At 52.0% G+C, this 19,595-nt stretch carries 13 protein-coding genes and 1 pseudogene; 11 read left to right on the plus strand and 3 right to left on the minus strand.

What is annotated here, in order from left to right; genetic code table 11:
* Positions 1 to 108: pseudogene (locus WKJ04_RS01715) on the plus strand (zinc metalloprotease HtpX); the annotation flags it as partial.
* 41 nt (positions 109 to 149) lie between these two features.
* Here WKJ04_RS01715 and WKJ04_RS01720 read toward each other — a convergent pair.
* Entirely contained in the window at positions 150 to 1,082 is a 933-nt protein-coding gene (locus WKJ04_RS01720; RefSeq protein WP_337878833.1) for a GGDEF domain-containing protein, read from the minus strand.
* 162 nt (positions 1,083 to 1,244) lie between these two features.
* Here WKJ04_RS01720 and WKJ04_RS01725 point away from each other — a divergent pair, with 162 nt between their 5' ends.
* From WKJ04_RS01725 to WKJ04_RS01735, 3 genes are all read left to right on the plus strand, one after another.
* The gene (locus WKJ04_RS01725; protein WP_337878834.1) at positions 1,245 to 1,478 is read left to right on the plus strand and encodes a TIGR02647 family protein; all 234 of its coding nucleotides are present in this window, start codon (positions 1,245 to 1,247) and stop codon (positions 1,476 to 1,478) included.
* Between the two features lie 177 nt (positions 1,479 to 1,655).
* A complete protein-coding gene (locus WKJ04_RS01730) occupies positions 1,656 to 3,005 on the plus strand; it encodes a 3-deoxy-7-phosphoheptulonate synthase class II (RefSeq protein WP_337878835.1) in 1,350 nt (449 codons plus the stop codon).
* The gene (locus WKJ04_RS01735) at positions 2,989 to 4,050 is read left to right on the plus strand and encodes a 2-dehydropantoate 2-reductase (RefSeq protein ID WP_337878836.1); all 1,062 of its coding nucleotides are present in this window, start codon (positions 2,989 to 2,991) and stop codon (positions 4,048 to 4,050) included. The genes WKJ04_RS01730 and WKJ04_RS01735 overlap by 17 nt, the downstream gene beginning before the upstream one ends.
* A gap of 2 nt (positions 4,051 to 4,052) precedes the next feature.
* On the opposite strand, the gene WKJ04_RS01740 is transcribed toward WKJ04_RS01735, so the two are convergent.
* The gene (locus WKJ04_RS01740; RefSeq protein WP_337840142.1) at positions 4,053 to 4,862 is read right to left on the minus strand and encodes a pyruvate, water dikinase regulatory protein; all 810 of its coding nucleotides are present in this window, start codon (positions 4,860 to 4,862) and stop codon (positions 4,053 to 4,055) included.
* Positions 4,863 to 4,999: 137 nt separating this feature from the next.
* On the opposite strand from WKJ04_RS01740, the gene ppsA reads away from it, so the two are divergent.
* From ppsA to WKJ04_RS01775, 7 genes are all read left to right on the plus strand, one after another.
* Entirely contained in the window at positions 5,000 to 7,375 is a 2,376-nt protein-coding gene (gene ppsA / locus WKJ04_RS01745; RefSeq protein ID WP_337878837.1) for a phosphoenolpyruvate synthase, read from the plus strand.
* Positions 7,376 to 7,813: 438 nt separating this feature from the next.
* The gene (locus tag WKJ04_RS01750) at positions 7,814 to 8,218 is read left to right on the plus strand and encodes a hypothetical protein (protein WP_337878838.1); all 405 of its coding nucleotides are present in this window, start codon (positions 7,814 to 7,816) and stop codon (positions 8,216 to 8,218) included.
* Complete coding sequence (gene bcsQ / locus WKJ04_RS01755) at positions 8,215 to 8,994, plus strand: cellulose biosynthesis protein BcsQ (RefSeq protein WP_337878839.1); 780 nt, start codon at positions 8,215 to 8,217, stop codon at positions 8,992 to 8,994. Before WKJ04_RS01750 ends, bcsQ begins: the two co-directional genes overlap by 4 nt.
* Positions 8,995 to 9,016: 22 nt before the next feature.
* Positions 9,017 to 13,402, plus strand: coding sequence for a UDP-forming cellulose synthase catalytic subunit (gene bcsA / locus WKJ04_RS01760; RefSeq protein ID WP_337878840.1), 4,386 nt, complete (start codon positions 9,017 to 9,019; stop codon positions 13,400 to 13,402).
* Entirely contained in the window at positions 13,395 to 17,549 is a 4,155-nt protein-coding gene (locus WKJ04_RS01765) for a cellulose synthase subunit BcsC-related outer membrane protein (RefSeq protein ID WP_337878841.1), read from the plus strand. The genes bcsA and WKJ04_RS01765 overlap by 8 nt, the downstream gene beginning before the upstream one ends.
* Positions 17,542 to 18,054, plus strand: a complete 513-nt coding sequence (gene bcsD, locus WKJ04_RS01770) for a cellulose biosynthesis protein BcsD (RefSeq protein WP_337840136.1) — start codon at positions 17,542 to 17,544, stop codon at positions 18,052 to 18,054. The genes WKJ04_RS01765 and bcsD overlap by 8 nt, the downstream gene beginning before the upstream one ends.
* Positions 18,038 to 19,102 carry a glycosyl hydrolase family 8 gene (locus WKJ04_RS01775; protein ID WP_337878842.1) on the plus strand — a complete coding sequence of 355 codons (1,065 nt, stop codon included), beginning with the start codon at positions 18,038 to 18,040 and terminating at the stop codon, positions 19,100 to 19,102. Before bcsD ends, WKJ04_RS01775 begins: the two co-directional genes overlap by 17 nt.
* On the opposite strand, the gene WKJ04_RS01780 is transcribed toward WKJ04_RS01775, so the two are convergent.
* Entirely contained in the window at positions 19,028 to 19,579 is a 552-nt protein-coding gene (locus tag WKJ04_RS01780; protein ID WP_337878843.1) for a transglycosylase SLT domain-containing protein, read from the minus strand. The two genes, WKJ04_RS01775 and WKJ04_RS01780, sit on opposite strands and share 75 nt — an antisense overlap.
* Between the last annotated feature and the right edge of the window lie 16 nt (positions 19,580 to 19,595).

The raw sequence follows: 19,595 nt of genomic DNA on the forward strand, positions 1-19,595 counted from the left end.
ATGATGGCCTTTGGTATTGCCAGTAAACCTGCGGCTTCTGAGCTGTTTTTAAGTCACCCACCACTGGAAAAGCGAATTGCAGCTTTACGTGGCCAGTACATCGCTTAATACCTGGTCCGGACCAGAAGGCTGCAATTGAGCCTTTTGGTCTAGAAGGTGATCACCCGGTTTCGGCCTGCGGCTTTGGCCTGATACAGTGCCTGATCCGCCGCTTGAATAAGATTAAAAGCCGTAGTGCCATGTTCAGGGTAACAGGCAACGCCGGCAGAAATGGTGACTGTGAGCGGCTGCTCAGCGGCAAAAATCTGCGACTGCTCAATCTGTGCCCGCCAGCTTTCCGCCAGGTGACCTGCCTGAACTTCGGTGGTATTGGGCAACAAAATTAAAAACTCCTCACCACCATAACGAAACAGGATATCGCTGCGCCGGCTTTGGCGCAGTAAATGCCGGGCAACCAACTCAATGATCTGGTCGCCTGTCTGGTGACCAAACTGGTCATTCAGTTGCTTAAAGTGATCCAAATCCAGCATCACCAAACTCAGCGGTTTTTGATTCCGCCTGGCTAATGCCAGTTCGCGCTCCATAAATTCGTTGAGGAAACGGCGGTTAAACAGGTTCGTCAGCGGATCCCGTATGGCTTGCTCACGGATCCTGTTTTTTAGTCGTTCAATGTCAGAGAGCTTCTGCTGCAGTTGGCGGCACTCCTGCTGCCACTGGGTGATGTCGGTGAGCAGAGCAAAATACAGACGTTGCTGCTCAATGATACGGAGCTGTAACGACAATACAAACCAGCGTTCAAACTCATGCTGACGGATCTTCAATTGCAGTGTACAGCTGCAGCCTTCAGCCAGATCAGCAAGCTGCTTTTTCAGATCGTGCGCCCAGTCGGATGGCAGATGGATATCAGCCAGCGAAGCAGGCAAACTGACAGGTTCGGGCAGCAGTTGCAGGAACGCCGGATTTGCTGACACCAATTGCAATTGATGTGCTGAATCGTCCAGCAAAATAAATGCCGGATTGGACAGGTGCTGAAAGAAACTGACCAGCCATTGTTGCTGGCTGAATTGAAAAGTACTGGCCACTGTTGCGAGCCTCCTTGCCCTGCAACTATAGAAGGTGGTTAAAAATACCGCAAAATGAAAATAAGTAAACCATATTGTGTTGTGACTGGTCGCAAGGGGAAAGGCACTGGCACTTTCGTGCGGTCTGGACTAACTTCAAACCAGAATAACAAGGAGACGACTATGGCTGTCAGCGCAGAACTGAATGACGAAATCCGCATTCTGAATTTGTTTAATCTCGACACCTCACTTGAAGGTATTAAAGCCCATAAAGATGCCACTGCCGAGTACAAGGCTGCTATAAGCCGGCTGTATCAGAAAGGCTTGTTGACCCAACCTGATGGCGGCTACCTGACCGATCTTGGTCGTCATTGTGCAGAACATATTCAATCGGCTTTGCGTATTCTGAGTCCCTGAAACTATCATCAAACAGCTGGCCAGCTGGACTCTGCAGCTGGCTTTGTCGTTTTTTTTCAATCCAAATGGCGTTCAGACCAATTTCTCATTGAATTTCTCCGGCAATAAATTTACTTTGTCTGCGGATCCATAACCCAAGCGAAGAATTTATTTAATCTGTAATAGGAAACTTAAAAAGTGACGACCTGGACGCCTCAAAGTTGGCGAGCTTTTCCAATCCAACAACAACCCACCTATGATGATAAATCCCTGCTGGCCTCGGTCGAGCAACAATTGCATAAATATCCGCCGCTGGTGTTTGCGCAAGAGACCCGGGATTTGTTTAGTCAGCTCGGCCAGGTGGCCGAGGGCAAAGCATTTTTATTGCAGGGTGGCGATTGTGCTGAAAGCTTTAGTGACTTTAATGCACCAAAAATCCGCGACACCTTTAAAGTGCTGTTACAGATGGCCGTCGTGCTGACCTTTGCCGGTGGCTGCCCCGTGGTCAAAGTGGCACGTATGGCGGGTCAATATGCCAAACCGAGGTCCAGCGATCTGGAAACCATCAATGGCGTGTCTTTGCCCAGTTACCGTGGCGACATTATCAACAGCTTCGAGTTTACTGAAGACGCCCGCCGGCCCGATCCAAACCGGTTATTAACGGCCTATCATCATTCAGCGGCAACGTTAAACCTGTTGCGAGCTTTTGCACAGGGGGGGCTCGCCGATTTGCATCAGGTGAGCCGCTGGAATATGGGCTTTGTGGAATCCAATCCACTGAAAGGCCGCTACCAGGACATTGCCCAGCGTATTCAGGAAGCGTTGCGGTTTATGGAAATCTGCGGCATCACGTCTGAAAATGCGCCGTCAATCCGTGAGACCTCGCTCTACACCTCGCATGAAGCGCTGCTGCTTAATTATGAAGAGGCACTGACCCGCCGTGATTCACTGACCGGAGACTGGTACGACTGTTCAGCCCATATGGTTTGGATTGGTGAGCGGACAAGGCAGCTGGATCATGCCCATCTGGAGTTCTTTAAAGGGATTAAGAACCCTGTTGGTGTGAAAATTGGCCCTGGTATGGACGAAATGGATCTGATCCGTCTGATTGATGCACTGAACCCGGACAATACGCCGGGTCGACTGACCCTGATCACCCGAATGGGGGCGGACAAGCTGGCAGAAAAACTGCCGGCTCTGGTGCGTCGGGTGCAGCGCGAAGGTCGTAAGGTGGTCTGGAGCTCTGATCCTATGCATGGCAATACAGTCAAGGCGAGTAATGACTACAAAACCCGTGACTTTGAAGCCATTCTGCGTGAAATCCGCTACTTCTTCGCCGTGCATCAGGCCGAAGGCAGTCATGCTGGCGGTATTCACCTGGAAATGACCGGTGAAAACGTTACTGAGTGTACAGGCGGTGCTTATGGTTTGTCGGAGCAGGATTTAAGCCGCTGTTACACCACTCAGTGTGATCCGCGGTTGAATTCCGATCAGGTGCTGGAACTGGCATTCCTGATCGCTGACACTTTACGTGCAGTCCGCAAATAACCACAGTTCTGCCACAACAGCCGCTGCCGTTGCAGCGGCTTTACCTCATTTAGTGGTGCTCGGCGCTGGTAGCATCGGTTGTTACCTCGGCATACTGGCCGCTCAGAGTGGGCTGTTTCAGGTCAGTTTTATTGGTCGCGAATCGCTGGCGCTTGATGCAGCTGTGTATGGCTTTACGGCCCAGAATCTCGAATTACGCTGTTATTCACTGAACAGCCCGGCAGTGTTTACCTCATTAGAGGCGCTGCGGGGAGCGGATCTGGTGCTTTGTACTGTCAAAGCTGTTTCATTGCATTCCTTGTTACCTGAACTTGGCCACTACCTGCGCTCTGATGCCGAAATAATCGCGTTGCAAAATGGCGTCGCAATGCAAAGCTGGTATCAGCAGTTTCTGCCGTTAAAGGTGGGGCGAGCGATAGTGCCTTTTAATGTTGTAAAAGCCGGACCTGGTTTGTATACCCGTACCAGTGGTGGGGCCATGGTGTGGTCAGGGCCAGCAACGACGCTGCAATCCAGGTTGATGGACGCCTTGTCAGCCACTGGTTTGCAGTCAGAGTTACAGCCCAATATTCTGGCGGCTGAACTCGGTAAGTTATTGCTGAACCTGAATAATGCCATTAATGCTTTGTGTGGACTGCCGTTGAGGCAGCAGTTACAGCAACGCCCGTATCGTCTGTTGTTGGCAGGCGTGATGGATGAGTTGTTGACCTTGTGCCGTTACAGGAAACTGTCACTGCATCGTTATACCCAAGTCCCTAACGCCGCACTGCCCACTGTACTGCGGTTGCCGGACGGGCTGTTTCGTGTTGTAGCCAGTTCCATGTTGGCTATCAATCCTGAGGCCCGTTCATCAATGTGGGACGACTTGCAGGCTGGACGGCAGACAGAAATTGATTACCTGAATGGTGCCGTGGTGGCTTTGGCTGAAGAAGCCGGACTGAAGGCGCCCCTTAATCAGGCGCTGGTCAGCCTGGTGCGGCAAAAGCAACAGGGCCAGTCTGTCAGCCTGACACCACAGCAGGCCTTGCAGTTGCTGGCACTTTAGACTCAGTACTTCTGCCGTTTTAAGCCGGTTTGCGCCATGATTTTGGCTGAAATTTCTTCAATCGATAAGTGGGTGGAGTTCAGATAAGCGATACGCTCTTTCTGATACAAAGCTTCCACTTCATCCAGTTCCAGTTTGCACTGGCGCAGTGACGCGTATTTGCTGCCAGGTCGGCGCTGTTCACGGATTTGGCTTAACCGCTCAGGTGTAATGGTTAAACCAAAGAGTTTGTTTTTATGCAGACGCAGCTCATTTGGCAGTTTCAGATGATCCAGATCTTCCGGCACAAAAGGGTAGTTAGCGGCTTTAATGCCGTATTGCAAGGCCAGGTACAAACTGGTGGGGGTTTTGCCGGAACGGCTGACACCGACCAGAATAATATCAGCCTTCGCATAGTCCTTTAAATTGGAACCATCGTCATTGGCCAGAGCAAAGTTTACTGCGTCAATCCGGAAGTCATAGGTTTTTTCATGAATGCTGTGGGTTCGGTGGGTCTTGGGCATCGCCAGTATGCCCAGCTCTTTTTGCATGGGTTCAACAAAGGCATTTAAAAAGTCATAACAACTGCCTTCGCTGCTGTTAATGATCAACCGCAACTTGTCGTCCACAAAGGTTTGAAACACCAAAGGGCGCACTCCGGTAGTTTTATAACGATCGTTAATCCGTTGCTTGACCTGTAAGGCCAACTCTTCGGTTTCGACAAAAGGAATGGTGATATGGTCGAATTCCGCGGGAAAGAGCGATAGAAGGGCATGTCCAAACACTTCAGCGGTAATACCGGTCCCATCAGATATATAGAAGGCAGTTCGCACGGGATACCTCATTTGTCGTTATAAAATTACATTAGAAATTAAGGTTTTAATTCATTCTAACCCCAGTGTAGAATGAGATGGCTATGTGGCTAGCCATGTAAGCTTACAGAACCTGCAACACAAATTGGAGACTTATCGTGCAAGAATTCGTTGTTTGGTACCAGGACTTAGGCATGCATGACGTTCCGCGCGTCGGCGGAAAAAATGCCTCGTTGGGGGAGATGATCAGTAACCTGGCAACTGCCGGTGTACAGGTTCCGGGTGGCTTCGCAACTACAGCGGATGCCTTTAATCAGTTTCTGGAACAGAGTGGACTGAACGAACGAATTTATCAACTGCTGGATGGCCTGGATGTCGATGATGTGACTGCACTGGCGAAAGCCGGTGCGCAAATCCGCCAATGGGTGATTGATACGCCGTTTCAGGCTGAGTTTGAGCAGGCGTTGCAGCAGGCCTATCAGCAGTTAGTCTCAGACAGTGTGGGTGATGTTTCGTTTGCCGTGCGTTCCTCGGCCACCGCCGAAGATATGCCGGATGCCTCTTTTGCGGGCCAGCAGGAAACTTTCCTCAACGTGCGTGGCTACGAGCAGGTTCATGAAGCAGTCAAACATGTGTTTGCCTCCCTGTTCAATGACCGTGCCATTTCTTACCGGGTGCATCAGGGCTACGACCATCGTGGAGTGGCGTTGTCTGCAGGCGTGCAGCGTATGGTGCGTTCTGATTTATCGTCCTCCGGCGTGATGTTCAGCATCGATACTGAATCAGGTTTTGAGGATGTGGTTTTTGTCACCTCGTCTTATGGTTTGGGTGAAATGGTGGTGCAGGGCGCTGTCAATCCGGACGAATTCTATGTTCACAAGCCCACTGTACTGGCAGACAGACCGGCAGTGGTACGCCGCACTTTGGGCAGCAAGCTGGTGCAGATGGTGTATTCCTCCGATCGGAGTCATGGCAAGCAGGTGCTGATTCAGGATGTCGCAGCAGACAAACGCCAGCAGTTTTCCCTGACCGACGCCGAAGTGCAGGAACTGGCCAAACAGGCCATCATTATTGAACAACATTATGGCCGCCCCATGGATATTGAATGGGCCAAAGACGGTGTAGACGGCAAACTCTATATAGTGCAGGCCCGTCCTGAAACAGTACGCAGCCGGGAAGACAGCAATGAGATGGAGCGTTTCCAGCTCAAAGGCACTGCCGCTGTGTTGACTGAAGGCCGTGCTATCGGCCATAAAATTGGCAGTGGAAAAGCCAAGGTACTGGCCAGTATTGCCGACATGGACCAAATTCAGCCAGGTGATGTGCTGGTCACCGATATGACGGACCCGGATTGGGAACCGATCATGAAACGGGCCTCTGCTATTGTCACCAATCGCGGCGGCCGTACCTGCCATGCGGCTATTATTGCCCGTGAACTGGGGATCCCGGCTGTGGTCGGTTGTGGCGACGCCACCGGCCGTATTCAAAATGGTCAGGAAGTCACAGTGTCCTGTGCCGAAGGCGACACAGGTTATGTGTATCAGGGCATTCTGCCTTTTGAGGTGGTGACCTCCCGTGTCGACCAGATGCCGAAGTTACCGATGAAAATTATGATGAACGTCGGTAACCCGGAACGTGCTTTTTCCTTTGCCCGCTTGCCACATGCCGGTATAGGTCTGGCCCGGCTGGAATTTATTATCAACCGGATGATTGGGGTGCACCCCAAAGCCCTGCTGAACTTTGACCGTCAGAGTGCTGAACTGCAGGCCACTATCCGTCAGATGATGGCCGGTTATGCCTCGCCTGTGGAGTTCTACATTGCCAAACTGACCGAAGGGATCTCCACCCTGGCGGCGGCTTTTGCGCCACAACGGGTGATAGTGCGGATGTCCGATTTTAAATCGAACGAATACGCCAACCTGGTCGGCGGCCAGCAGTTTGAGCCACATGAAGAAAACCCGATGATTGGTTTCCGTGGTGCATCGCGTTATATCAGTGCCGATTTCCGTGATTGTTTTGCGCTGGAGTGTGAGGCGCTCAAAAGGGTGCGTAACGAAATGGGCTTCACCAATGTGGAAGTGATGATTCCCTTTGTGCGCACGCTGGAAGAGGCCAAAGCCGTAATTGAACTGCTGGAAGCCCATGGATTGAAGCGTGGCGAAAATGGCCTGAAGGTTATTATGATGTGCGAGCTGCCATCAAACTGCCTGCTGGCTGAACAGTTCCTCGAGTATTTCGACGGCTTCTCCATAGGTTCCAACGACCTGACACAGCTGACCCTGGGTCTGGACCGGGACAGTGGTCTGATTGCCCATCTGTTTGATGAGCGTAATCCAGCCATTAAGAAGTTGCTGGAAATGGCCATTTCCACCGCCAAAGCCAAAGGTAAATATGTCGGTATTTGTGGCCAGGGCCCGTCCGATCATGAAGACTTTGCCGCCTGGCTGATGGAGCAGGGCATTGATTCAGTCTCACTGAACCCGGATACGGTACTGGAAACCTGGTTGTACCTGGGCGAGAAATACGGCGAATAAGCGGGGGGATTCTCTCTTTGTTTTGGCTGCCGGGTGTTGCACCCGGCAGCCTGTCTTTACCATGAAATTCTGCTTTAGAAAATCCACTGCTCAGCCGATGTTTAAACTGAGGCCTGACCGAAATTTTGATCTGGTAAAGTAAGCTGGATCCATGTTTCACATTTATCATATAGTCAAATTAAATTCATCCGTATTGACTTTGAATCCTCAGAATAGTCAGACTCCTGCAGATAAAAATACAGAAATGATAAAATTTGCCGTTTTTTTCATATTTGCACTTGCGCATTGATGTTTTTTTCATTAAATTGGTAAAAGTGATACATGAAATCTGGTTTTTACGTCGTTCCGACAACAGAACCATATCAGATTGCTTGTGCTTTGTTTCAATTTTGTCAATTTTAAGAACCGGCTGATGGCGCGGCTTTGGTAGGAGGTATCATGGAACACTATGATGATGTGTTGCAGTTCGTGACAAAAACTGGCGCGCATAATTTAAATTACCGAAGCTTTGAATCTGCCGCTTTTATTCCGGGCAATTCCCGCTGGAAGTTAATCAATCAGGTGGCGTCGTTTGACCGGGAAACTGCTGAATTTTCCAGAACCCCGAATGCGGATGCCGCTTGCTACCCTTACGGTGACAAACTGGTCGGGCGGAGTGAGCCTGGCAACCCTGTTCAGCGGTTAAGTACTGTCGAATCAGTGAATGAACTGCATGGAACAGCCCGAGACGGTTCCATTCGTGACTTGTCCCATTTATTTCTTAAAACGCAGAATCCGGCACCAGCTGCAGAAAAAGAGCCAGCCAGTCCGTTATCATTATTATTAGAACGGATAGGTGCATGAATTTAATTTGTGTGGCATCTCCGAAAGGGGGGGTGGGTAAAACAACGCTGACGGCCAATCTTGCTCACGCGTTACAGCGTTTAGGCTTGCGGGTACTGGTGATTGATTTTGACCCGCAAAATTCACTGAGGTTGCATTTTGGCATGCCACTCAGTGATTCGTCCGGCCATGTCAAAGACTGGAATGCAGTTCAGGAATGGTCTCATCATGTGCGGGAATCTGATTCCGGTGTGCGTTATGTTCCGTATGGCCGTGTACAAAAATTTGAAAAAGACCACTACGAGCAGACTCTGGCAAAAGAACCCAAACTGCTGGCGACCTGGCTGGCCCCTTTTATCAGCCAGCCAGAGCTGGTGGTGATCGCTGATTTGGCGCCGGGCTATTCTGTCGCCATGCAGGCTTTGTGTCAGTTCGATCCTATTATTCTCAATGTGTTATTGGCAGACAGTGCCTCACTGAGCAGCCTGCCGGAAATTGAGTCCGGCAATTTGTATGGCGAGGATATGCGTGATCGCTGCTATTACATTGTGAATCAGGTGGATGTGCGCAGTCAGCTGAATGCAGATGTCACCTCGTTTCTGACTCAGCGTCTGGGGTCGGCTTTACTGGGGACAGTGCACCGCGATGAGGCTGTGGCCGAAGCCAATGCAAACCAGATGCTGGTATTCAAATATTCCCAGGCGTCAGCTGTTGCCGCTGATTTTGATGCAATAGCAAAAAATCTTCACAGGTTATTGCCCAAAGCAATCTTTAATCCGCATAAAAAATCAATTTAAAAAACGTTGCGTAAGGGATTAAATGACGAACAGAGACTCTAAAGCGCCCTCGACGACCTTGAGTGTGCTGGCATTTATCTTCTGGTTGGTGGTGGCCGTTGTGATAGTGACCACCCCTCTGGACCTGAGCAGTCAGACTTTATTTGGCCTGGCTTGTGGTTTGTTGTTGATTTTGGTGGCTCGCATCAAAAACCACTGGACTCATATGGTCATGTTGTTGATGTGCGTCATTGTCTCCACCCGTTACCTGTATTGGCGTACCACTGAAACCCTGGTGTTTGACAGCCTGCTGGAAGGCTTTCTCGGCATTGGCTTACTGCTGGCTGAGTTTTATGCCTGGATTATTCTGACGCTGGGCTTCTTTCAGACCATCTGGCCGCTGGAGCGCCGTATCGTGCCTATGCCGGATGATGTCTCTGCCTGGCCCACTGTAGACGTTTACATTCCAACCTACAACGAAAGCCTGGATGTGGTGAAAGACACAGTACTGGCGGCGCAAAATATTGATTACCCACGCGACAAACTGAAGATTTACATTCTGGATGACGGCCGGCGCGCTGAATTTGGTGCTTTTGCGGCTGCCGCAGGCGTCGGCTATATCAGCCGTGATGACAATAAACACGCCAAAGCGGGGAATCTGAACAATGCCATCCGGCTGACAGACGGTGAGCTGATCTGCATATTTGACTGTGATCACGTCGCAACCAGAGCTTTTTTGCAGGCGACAGTGGGGGCTTTTGTGACGGACCCCAAGCTGGCATTAATGCAGACACCGCATTTCTTTTACTCGCCAGACCCCTTTGAACGTAACCTAACCACGGGCAATGAAATTCCGCGTGAAGGCGAATTGTTTTACGGCCCGGTGCAAAAAGGCAACGATTTCTGGAATGCCGCATTTTTCTGCGGTTCCTGTGCTGTGATACGGCGCAGTGCAATTGAAGAAATAGGTGGGTTCGCGGTAGAAACAGTCACCGAAGACGCTCACACGGCGCTGAAACTGCAGCGCCGCGGCTGGAATTCCGCCTTTTTGGGCTTGCCACTGGCTGCCGGGCTGGCAACTGAACGTCTGGCATTGCATATTGGTCAGCGCGCCCGTTGGGCCAGGGGCATGATCCAGATCTTGCGGATGGACAACCCGCTGTTGGGCAGAGGATTAACCTTGCCCCAGCGTTTGTGTTATCTCAACGCCATGATGCATTTTTTGTTTGCGTTGCCCCGTATCGTGTTTTTAACCGCCCCCTTGTGTTACCTGTTATTTGGTCAGAACATTATTGATGCTTCGCCAGAAATGATTCTGGCTTATGCATTGCCGCACCTGTTGTTTACCACCTACACCAACTCACGGCTGCAGGGGCGTTTCAGGCACACCTTCTGGGGCGAAATTTACGAGGCTGTGCTGTCGTTTCATCTGGTACTGCCAACCATAGCCACCTTGTTAAATCCGCGCAAAGGAAAATTCAATGTGACCGAAAAAGGCGGTTTGCTGGAAAATGGCTATTTTGACTACGACATTGTCAAACCACATTTGTTTACCCTGGTGCTGCTGATCTGTGGTGTCTTGTCCGGCATCGTGCAGCTGATCTGGAATGAGTATTACAATATTGAACCTAAAGTGCTGGCACTGAACCTGTTCTGGGCCGGCTTCAGCTGCATTATGTTGTTTGCTTCCGTGGCCGTGGCCCGTGAAATGAAACAGGTGCGGCGGACAGTCCGCCTGGATATTTCCTTGCCGGTAGTGTTGCATCTGGAATCTGGTCACACCCGCAAAACCAAGTCGATGAATTTATCGATGGGCGGCGCTCAGGTGGAGAATGTGACCCAGCAGGAAGACAACGAACAGATCCGCGATATTGAGATTTCATTGAACAACACCGCGATGGTGTTCCCGGTCGAAACCATCTACCGGGATGAAGAATGTATCCGCTTCAGCTTTGGTGAGTTGCCTATTGCCCAGCGGCGCGAACTGGTCAAAGTGGTGATGGGCCGTGCGGATGCCTGGTTACCCAGCTACACCGAGCACAAAGACAATAACATCTTATTGTCTTGCTTCCGGGTCATGCGTTCCATTGCCGGCTTATTCCAGGAATCCATCGTGAAGAAGAAAGAGCGGGAGTATGAAGCAGAAGGTGCCGCCCGTCCGCTCAGCGGCTGGAAAGCCAGGCTGGCTTTGTTAGTGGTGATTGCAGTCAGTGCTGTCATTCTGTCTAACCAGGCGCTTAGTGCGCCTCAGACCCCTGCTGAAAAACCAGTTGTCGTGGCCAAAGGCAATAAGGTGTGGGACAGCCGCACTGAAATCTATTCTTTCGAAGAGCTCGGCGCGCTGGAAGACATTTACTTTTTTGGTAATAACACAGCGTCGGGTCTGAATTTCACCTTGCGTAACGATGAATTTGTCCGTAGTGCCCAGTTGAAGTTAAAACTGAATTATTCCGAGGCCTTGCTTGAAGATGAAAGTTTTCTCGATGTGGTGCTTAATGGACAGTTGCTGAAGACGGTGGAATTGTCACCCTTTAATGCCAAGTCCCTGGAAGTGGATATTGCCATTGAGCCAGCGCTGGTGCTGAGCACCAACAATCTTGGTTTTCGCCTGACCGGTCGCACTGTGCAGGAATGTCAGAACGAGTTGTCTAAAGAAATTTGGATCAAGGTTCAACGCGATTCGTCATTGAGTATGTCAGTTCAGCGCCTCCCGGTCAGCCCGGATTTGGCCAGGTTCCCAGAACCCTTTTTTAATCCAGGTGCCATGAACCGGGTTTCAGTGCCTGTGGTGCTGCCGGTCAATGCCAGTGTGGCAACGCTGACCAGTGGGGCCATAGTTGCATCGTACATTGGCCGGGTGGCGGAGTACCGCAATCTGAGTTTCCCTGTCATGCGCAACCTGATCCCGATGGAAAACGCCATTGTGTTTGTTACGCCGGATGAACGCATCCAGGGGTTGACGTTGCCCAGGATCCAGGGGCCGGAACTGCGGTTAATTGACAACCCGTTAAGCCCTGTTTACAAATTGTTGCTGGTGATGGGCCGCACACCGGAAGAGCTGAAAACAGCCGCTACTTATTTGGTCACCCGCACTGCAGCACTCAAAGGCACAGTGGTCAAAGCTGAAAAAGTCAGTCGTGATCTGATGCAACCCTATGAAGTGCCCCGCTGGACTACCACACACAGAGCAGTGCAGTTTTCTGAGTTTTTGCAGGAATCTCAGCTGGCCAGCCATGGCTTGTTCCATTCGCCGGTAGAGTTGAATTTTCGTGCATCGCCGGATCTGTTTTTCTGGGATGGCGAATACATTCCAATGACCATCAAGTATAACTTTCCGGAAGGCGACTGGCTGGATGAACGCAATTCATCATTGGATGTGTCGTTAAATGGCCGTTACCTCGCGTCTTTGCCAGTGAACCAAACCGGCGTCTGGGCCACGCTGAACCGCTGGCTGGGCCGGGACATCCGACAGGAAAGTGCCAGGCTGCGTATTCCGCCTTATTTACTTTATGGCGAAAACAAACTGCGGCTGTACCATCATTTTGCGGTGAATTCGACCGGCTGTGATCTGAATGTGCCAAAAGAAATCACCGGCCGTATTCACGGTGATTCCAGTATTGATTTGACTGCGGCCAAAAACTTTACGCAATTGCCAAACTTATCTTATTTCGTCGGTGTTGGTTTTCCGTTTACGCGCCGGGCTGATCTCTCTGAAACCGTGGTGTTATTGCCAGCCCAGCCTGGCAATGAAGAAATTGAAACCTTGTTCGAACTGGCTGCCCGGATGGGGCGTGATACAGGGTACCCGGCACTGGAGCTCAGTGTGAAAACCGGTCTGAGTTACACTGAAGATCTTCAAGGCCATGATTTACTTGTTATTTCAAACTTTAAAGAGTTAAAAAAATCGCACATACTGAATCAGAGTGCCTTTGAAGTGCAACGTGACCGGCTGCAGGTCAAATCCTACAGCACTCTGGAGCATGTGCTGTGGTTTTTAAAAGGTGACTGGACCAGAGAAACCAAAGCGGCGGCCCGGGTGCTGGACAGCACACAGAATGTGCAGGGGTTGTTTAGTTTTGTTTCACCTGTTGATCAGGAGCGTGTGGTGGTTGTAGTAGCGGCAGAAACCTCTGCTCAGTTACCTCAACTGATCGAATCGCTGAACAAGCCACTGGTCAGCAGTGAAGTCTTGTGGGACATGTCGCTGGTGGATTCAGATGGCAAGGTGCGCAGTGCCAGAGTCGGCGAACAAATTGCGGTTGGCCGCATGCCCTGGCATATGGAACTGCGCTGGTTCTTTGGCCAGCACATTATTTTTATGGTGATAGGTCTTGCCTTAGCGGCCTTTGCTGGCGCCGCTATTTTGTATCCATTATTAAAACAACGGGCTGAGTACAGAATTACGAAGGGATCCGGGATAAATGAATAGATCAATGCTGGCTGCATTCGCCTTTTGTTTGATGGGACAGGCCGTGGCAGCCGACGACCAGACCAGTTTTGGTGGCTTGTTTGAGCAGGCTGACTTTTGGCAGGAACGCAACCGCAGCGATCTTGCCCGCGACGCTCTGCAAAAAATTCTGGCCGCAGACCCGAATAACCTGGAAGCGATTTACCGGATGGGGGTTTTGGCTGCGCGTGATAACAACGAAGCCGAGCTGAAAAAATGGTCAGGTTTGCTGGCCAGTCTGTCACCGCTGGATCCCCGTTTAAAAGAGCTGACCGCCGTGCAGGTGGCCAGACAAATTGACCCGGCCACTTTGAGCGAAGCGCGCCGTCTGGCCGCCTCTGGCCAATACGATTTGGCAATTTCGCGTTACAAAGAGGTATTTGGCAGTGACACACCAACTCAGGATTTAGCCGCCGAATATTACCTGACCTTAGCCGGCACATCGGCAGGACTGGCGGTTGCCAAAAAAGAACTGAAGCAGTTGCATGAACTGCGTCCGGCATCCGGCAGTATACGGCTGGCTTATGCTCAGGTGCTGAGTTATGACGAAGGCAGCCGTCGGCAGGGGATCCGTATGCTGGCCGAGCTGGCGCCTGGTTCTGAAACAGCCCGAAGCCACTGGCGTCAGGCCCTGTTGTGGCTCGACGTCAAAGCTGCAGATAAAAACCTGTACGAACAATACAACCAGCAGTTTCCGGATGATGTTGAAGTGATGGACTACTTCAGGGAAAAAGCCAAGTCTGGATCCACAGCGGCGGTGCTGAACAGCCGCACTCTCGGCTACCGGGCTTTGGATGCCAACCGGCTCAGCCAGGCTGAAAGTTATTTTCGCAAAGCACTGACCGAAAACCAGAACGACGCTGACGCGCTGGCCGGTATTGGTTTAATCCGTCTGAAACAGCAGCAGTTCAGTCAGGCAAAAGACACCCTTGGCCGAGCGATGGCGATGGCACCCGGCAAAAGCAACAACTGGCGCCAGGCCTATCTGTCGGCTGATTTTTACAGCCGCATGGCCCGGGTGCAACAATTGACCGATCAGGAAAACTACCAGCAGGCACAAACCGAAGTCGCGGCATTAACCAAATTCCCGGCCCCCTTTGATCTGGAGGCTCAGGTGGTTTCTGGTCAGCTGCAACACAAACAGGGTCAGCTGGAACAGGCGAAATCCACCTTTGGCGCTGTGTTACAGAAAAAACCGTCCCATACAGCGGCCAAACTGGGGTTAGTGGGCGTACTGCAAAGTATGGGGCGCTGGGAAGAGGCCGAACGTTTAGCGGCTCAATTGTCTGACGCTGAACGTGGTCAGATTGCCGGTTTGTCTCAGCCTGAAGTGCAGCGGCTACGTGCTGATGCTGCCAACAGCAACGAATTGCTGGCGGAAATCAGCCTGCGTCGGGCGTTAAAGCTGGCCCCGGATGATCCATGGGTCCGGCTGGATTTGGCCCGTCTGGTGCAGAAACAGGGAGAGCCGGCAAGAGCCCGGGCGGTCATTGAGCCCTTGCTCAGTCAGCCGGACGCCGATTCCCGCTTTGCTGCAGCCATGTTTGCCAGTGAGCAGCAACGCTGGCGGGATGTGGAACAAATCATGGCTTCAGTGCCGGCCGCTCAGCAGACGGCTGCCATGCGGGAGCTGGCAGTGCAGGCGGCAGCGCGGGCTAAATTAAGCCGGGTGTTGCAACGCGCTGCGGCAGGGGATCAGGATCATGCACAACAACTGATCACAGAGATGATGCAGCAGGGCTCAATGAGTGCAGGTGCAGCCGGCGACTTGGCTGCTGAGCTGTTAAAAAGTGGTCAGTCGGGTCTGGCGTATCAGGTAGTTGAGATGGATTTGATGCGTGGCATGACCGATGCTCCGTCTCAGTATCTGAGCCATATCACAGTGCTGAATGAAACCGGTCATGCACGGCAGGCCAAACTCTTGTTGTCGGAGCTGATGCTCAGATCCGACCTCAGCCAGACCGACAAAGCTCAGTTTGATCAGTTGCAACGGGGACTGGCCGTCAGAGAGGCGGATACGCTGAGAACGGATGGTCAACTGGCGCTGGCGTACGATTTGCTGGCGGCGCATCTGCGTGAGTTTCCGGAAGACGAAAGCCTGCTGCTGGCAATGGCCCGGCTGTACCAGGACGGCAAAAAAACCACTGAAGCTGAACAGATTTACGACTATGTACTCAGACTCAAGCCCGACAGCAAAGAGGCCCTTTCAGGGGCTGTAGAGCTGGCGCTGCAAAAAAATGAACCTGAACGTGCCCGGCAGTTGCTGAACAAACTGGACTGGAATAGCAACCAGCAACCAGAATGGCTGATGCTGGCAGCCAGGGTAGCTCAGGCGGAAGGCGATCATGACAGGGCAACAGAGCTGCTGGTCAAAGCCCGCAAACTGGCGTATCAGAATACGGCGGTCTGGGGACAGACGGAAACAGCACGTTCATCCAACCCATTCCGTGACAGCACAGAGACGGAAAATAACCCGTTCCGTGACCGTAAACAGAAACGGAGTTTTGCCCGCAACAGCCGGCCGGAATGGCTGCCTGGTCAGCCTGGGGTGGCCGATATTCAGAGTGCCGAAGTCAGTAATCCGTCGGCGTCCATGTTTGAGCAAATTGACAGCATGCTGGTGGCTATTGAGCAGGAGACCAAAACCCGGATTGACACCGATGTCGTACTTCGGGTGCGCGAAGGCGCGGATGGCTCCTCCGGACTGGCTGCAGTGGAAACTCCTATCACCCTGTCCACCGGCTTAGTGGGAGGGCGGGTCGAGGCCAGTGTCACTCCGGTGTCGTTGAACTCCGGCACAGTGGAAACAGAAAACGACATCAATTTGTTTGGTCGTGGTGCCGTGGTCAATGCGTCCAGCGGTTTAAGTGCCCGAATGGCTGTGCTGGGTGATGTACTGGATGATATAGATGATTTGGGGGTGGCATATGAAAACGCAAAAAATGAATCGGATGCCGCTGCTGCCAGCCCAAATGAATCTCCGGCCAATATAGCGCGGTTACAGGCTGTTACTGCGGCCGCTAAAACAGTATTTGACCGGGCTGCTGCCATTGATTTATTTCAGACCTTTGATCTGACGGCGCGCAACCTGACGTCCAGTCAGCTTGAACTGATTGACGAGTTTTTAAACGAAAACTATGGTGCATCCACTATTACGCTGGATTCATCTTCCGTTGAAGCGTTCAGGGAAAGCCGGGCCAGGCTGGAAAGCCTGATCGCCACAGCGCAGGATCAACTGGATACCCTGGCCATCAGTACAGGGAATCCGCAGACTCAGCGCAATTCAGGGGTCGCTCTGGCGGTGGGTTATAAGAGCGATCTGCTCAGCGCCGATGTGGGAACTACGCCTTTGGGGTTTGATAAAACCAATGTGGTCGGTGGCCTGAAAGTTCAGCCGGAAATTGCCAAAAATACCCGAGTCGTGCTGCAGGGCGAACGCCGTGCAGTTAAAGACAGCCTGCTGTCCTACGCCGGCACTGTGGACCATGTCAGCGGTGAACGTTGGGGGGCCGTGACCAAAACGGGCGGCAGTCTGGGGCTGAACTTTGACAACGGGGCGGCCGGGGCTTACGGCTCGGTGTCCAAACATAAGTACGATGGCGACAATGTGGCGTCCAACAGAGCCGAAGCTGCAGAGGTCGGTGCATATTACCGTCCGGTGCGTGACCCGGATGAGCAGCTGCAGTTAGGTATTCATGTCAGCTACAACAGCTTCGATGAAAACCTGAGCAAATTTACCTTTGGCCACGGTGGGTACTTCAGCCCGCAGGATTATGTCAGTGTGGCGTTTCCTGTCAGTTATGGTGCTACAGTGAACGACTGGAGTTATAACTTATTGTTTGCACCTGGCTTTCAGAGCTACAGCGAAGATGGCAACAGTCTGTTCCCGACCGACGCGGCAGCACAGGCCGCACTGGATTTATTCTATGCACTTGGTGCCTTTGATCAGGCAGGTTATGCCGCGTCCAGCAAATCTGGTTTTGGCATGAGTTTTGGCGTCAATGGTGAATACAGACCCAGCCCGGATCTGAAGTTTGGTGGACAGCTGGCGTACGACAGTTTTGGTGAATACAACGAGTCGGTGGTCCGGTTGTATATGAAGTATCTGGTGGGAGGGACAAATGACTGATCAGGCGGACATCACTGTAGATTATTTTTTCCGCCAACAAACTCAGGCGGCCTGGATCCCCTTTGTGCGGGTTTTTATTGCTGAAATTGTACAGACCGCCGGTGAAGCTGGTGCCGATTCATTTTTACGTCAGATGGGCAAGCGGCTGGCAAAAGACTATCCTTTGGCGCTGTACAACAGCATTGAAGAGCTTGAGCGTTCTATCAATGGGGTGCTTAAACAGTTTCAGTGGGGCTGGGTGCGTATTCAGGTGCTGGACAGCAGTCTGCTGTTGCGCCACGGTGCATTTCCGCTGCCTTCGTATGGCGATGCCGGGCAGGAGCGGCTGGAGGCGCGGTTGTTCAGTGCGCTGCTGGAAGGTTTGTATCAGAGTTGGTTGGTGTCATTGGGTGGGAAACCCGATGTCCAGGTCAGAATGCGCAAAGCAGAAGCCGGAGGTCTATTTGAATTTGTTTACGGAAAAAGCCGGCAGGACCATCCGGGTCACCATGCCTGGCCTAATTAGCCTGCTGTCCGGCCTGCTGCTGATGTCCATGTCATGCCTGGCCGATACCTCGGCAGACTGGCCAGGTTACAAACAACGTTTTGTCACAGCTGAAGGCCGGGTTGTAGACAGTTTTAACAAAATCAGCCATTCCGAGGGGCAGGGATGGGGCATGTTGTTTGCCCAGGCCAATGATGATCCGCAGACCTTTGAATCCATGTGGCGCTGGACCCGGAAAAATCTCGCCAGAAAAGACAACAGGTTGTTTTCCTGGCGCTATGACAGTCAATCAGTGCCAGCAGTCACTGATCCGAACAACGCCAGTGATGGCGATATTCTGATCGCCTGGGCCTTGCACAAAGCGGCACAGCGCTGGAAAAACCCGAATTACGCAGCGGCTTCTGCCGCAATTCGCCGGGATATTCACCAGTTACTGGTGCGCCAGTTTGCCGGTTATACGGTGTTGCTGCCTGGCTTGTCTGGTTTTGATTCTGACCACTATGTGGACATCAATTTGTCCTATTGGGTGATCCCTGCCTTTAATGATTTCGCCCAGCTGGAGCCGGAGCTGCAGTGGCAGGCTCTGGTGCGCGATGGCCAGAAGTTATTGGCTTTATGCCGCTTTGGCGAACTGAAATTACCAACAGACTGGATCCGCCTCGAGCAGGATGCCAAAGTCTCACCGACGCCGGAAAAACCAAGCCGTTTCAGTTACGATGCAGTACGGATCCCCATGTATTTCGTGTGGGGCAGGGCGTTAACTCCCGAGCTGAAACAGCCATTTCTGGCGTTCTGGCCACAAGGCCAGGTGATTGCAGACTGGGTGGATGTGAAATCCGGAGAAAAAGCCAATTACCCGGCATCCAGCGGAATTAAAGCTGTGCAAGCATTGCTGCATGGCGACAGCAGTTTTATCGCGGCCCAACTGAAAGCGGAAGATGACTACTACGCAGCCTCGCTGTTGATGCTCAGCAAACTGGCTGCGCAGTCTGTATTAACTGGCCCTGCACACGGGCAACTGACTGGTAAAACGACGGATCTGCGGCAATTGCCCCCGGGCGGGCCTTAACACCGACCAATAACGGGCTGCGCCTTTCGCCTGAGTTCCCCAGTCTGACGAGCTGATCTGGCCATCGGTTTGCACCCATTTCTGCATAATTCGTACAGCACAACTTAGATTAATAGCCGGATCATGCAGTTGCTCCGCCTCTGTGATGTTGCAACGGTAACGCGGCTGGTTGGCACTTTCCTGCGAGATTTGCAACAAACCGCGGCTAATCACCGGTTTGCCTTTGCCGTCGCGGAATTTTTCCTGGTAACGGGTTAATGGCTGGAAATTACTTTCAGGTTTAGCCATCGCTGACAACAAGCCCACCCAAAACTTGCTGCGCTGATGCAAGTTCAGTTTGGGGTAAGCCGGACAAAATTGTGTGATATCCGCAGGTTTGAGCTGAGGTAATTTCGATTGCTGAACAGAGCGTTCCAATTGCCTGGTCCAGCTGCCGTCTTTGTTGTGGCCTGCCCAGGCCGCGTAGTCATACGACATCATGGCCTGTAATGGA

This window comes from Rheinheimera sp. (genome assembly GCF_037442345.1).
In the GTDB taxonomy this organism is placed as follows: Bacteria; Pseudomonadota; Gammaproteobacteria; order Enterobacterales; family Alteromonadaceae; genus Pararheinheimera.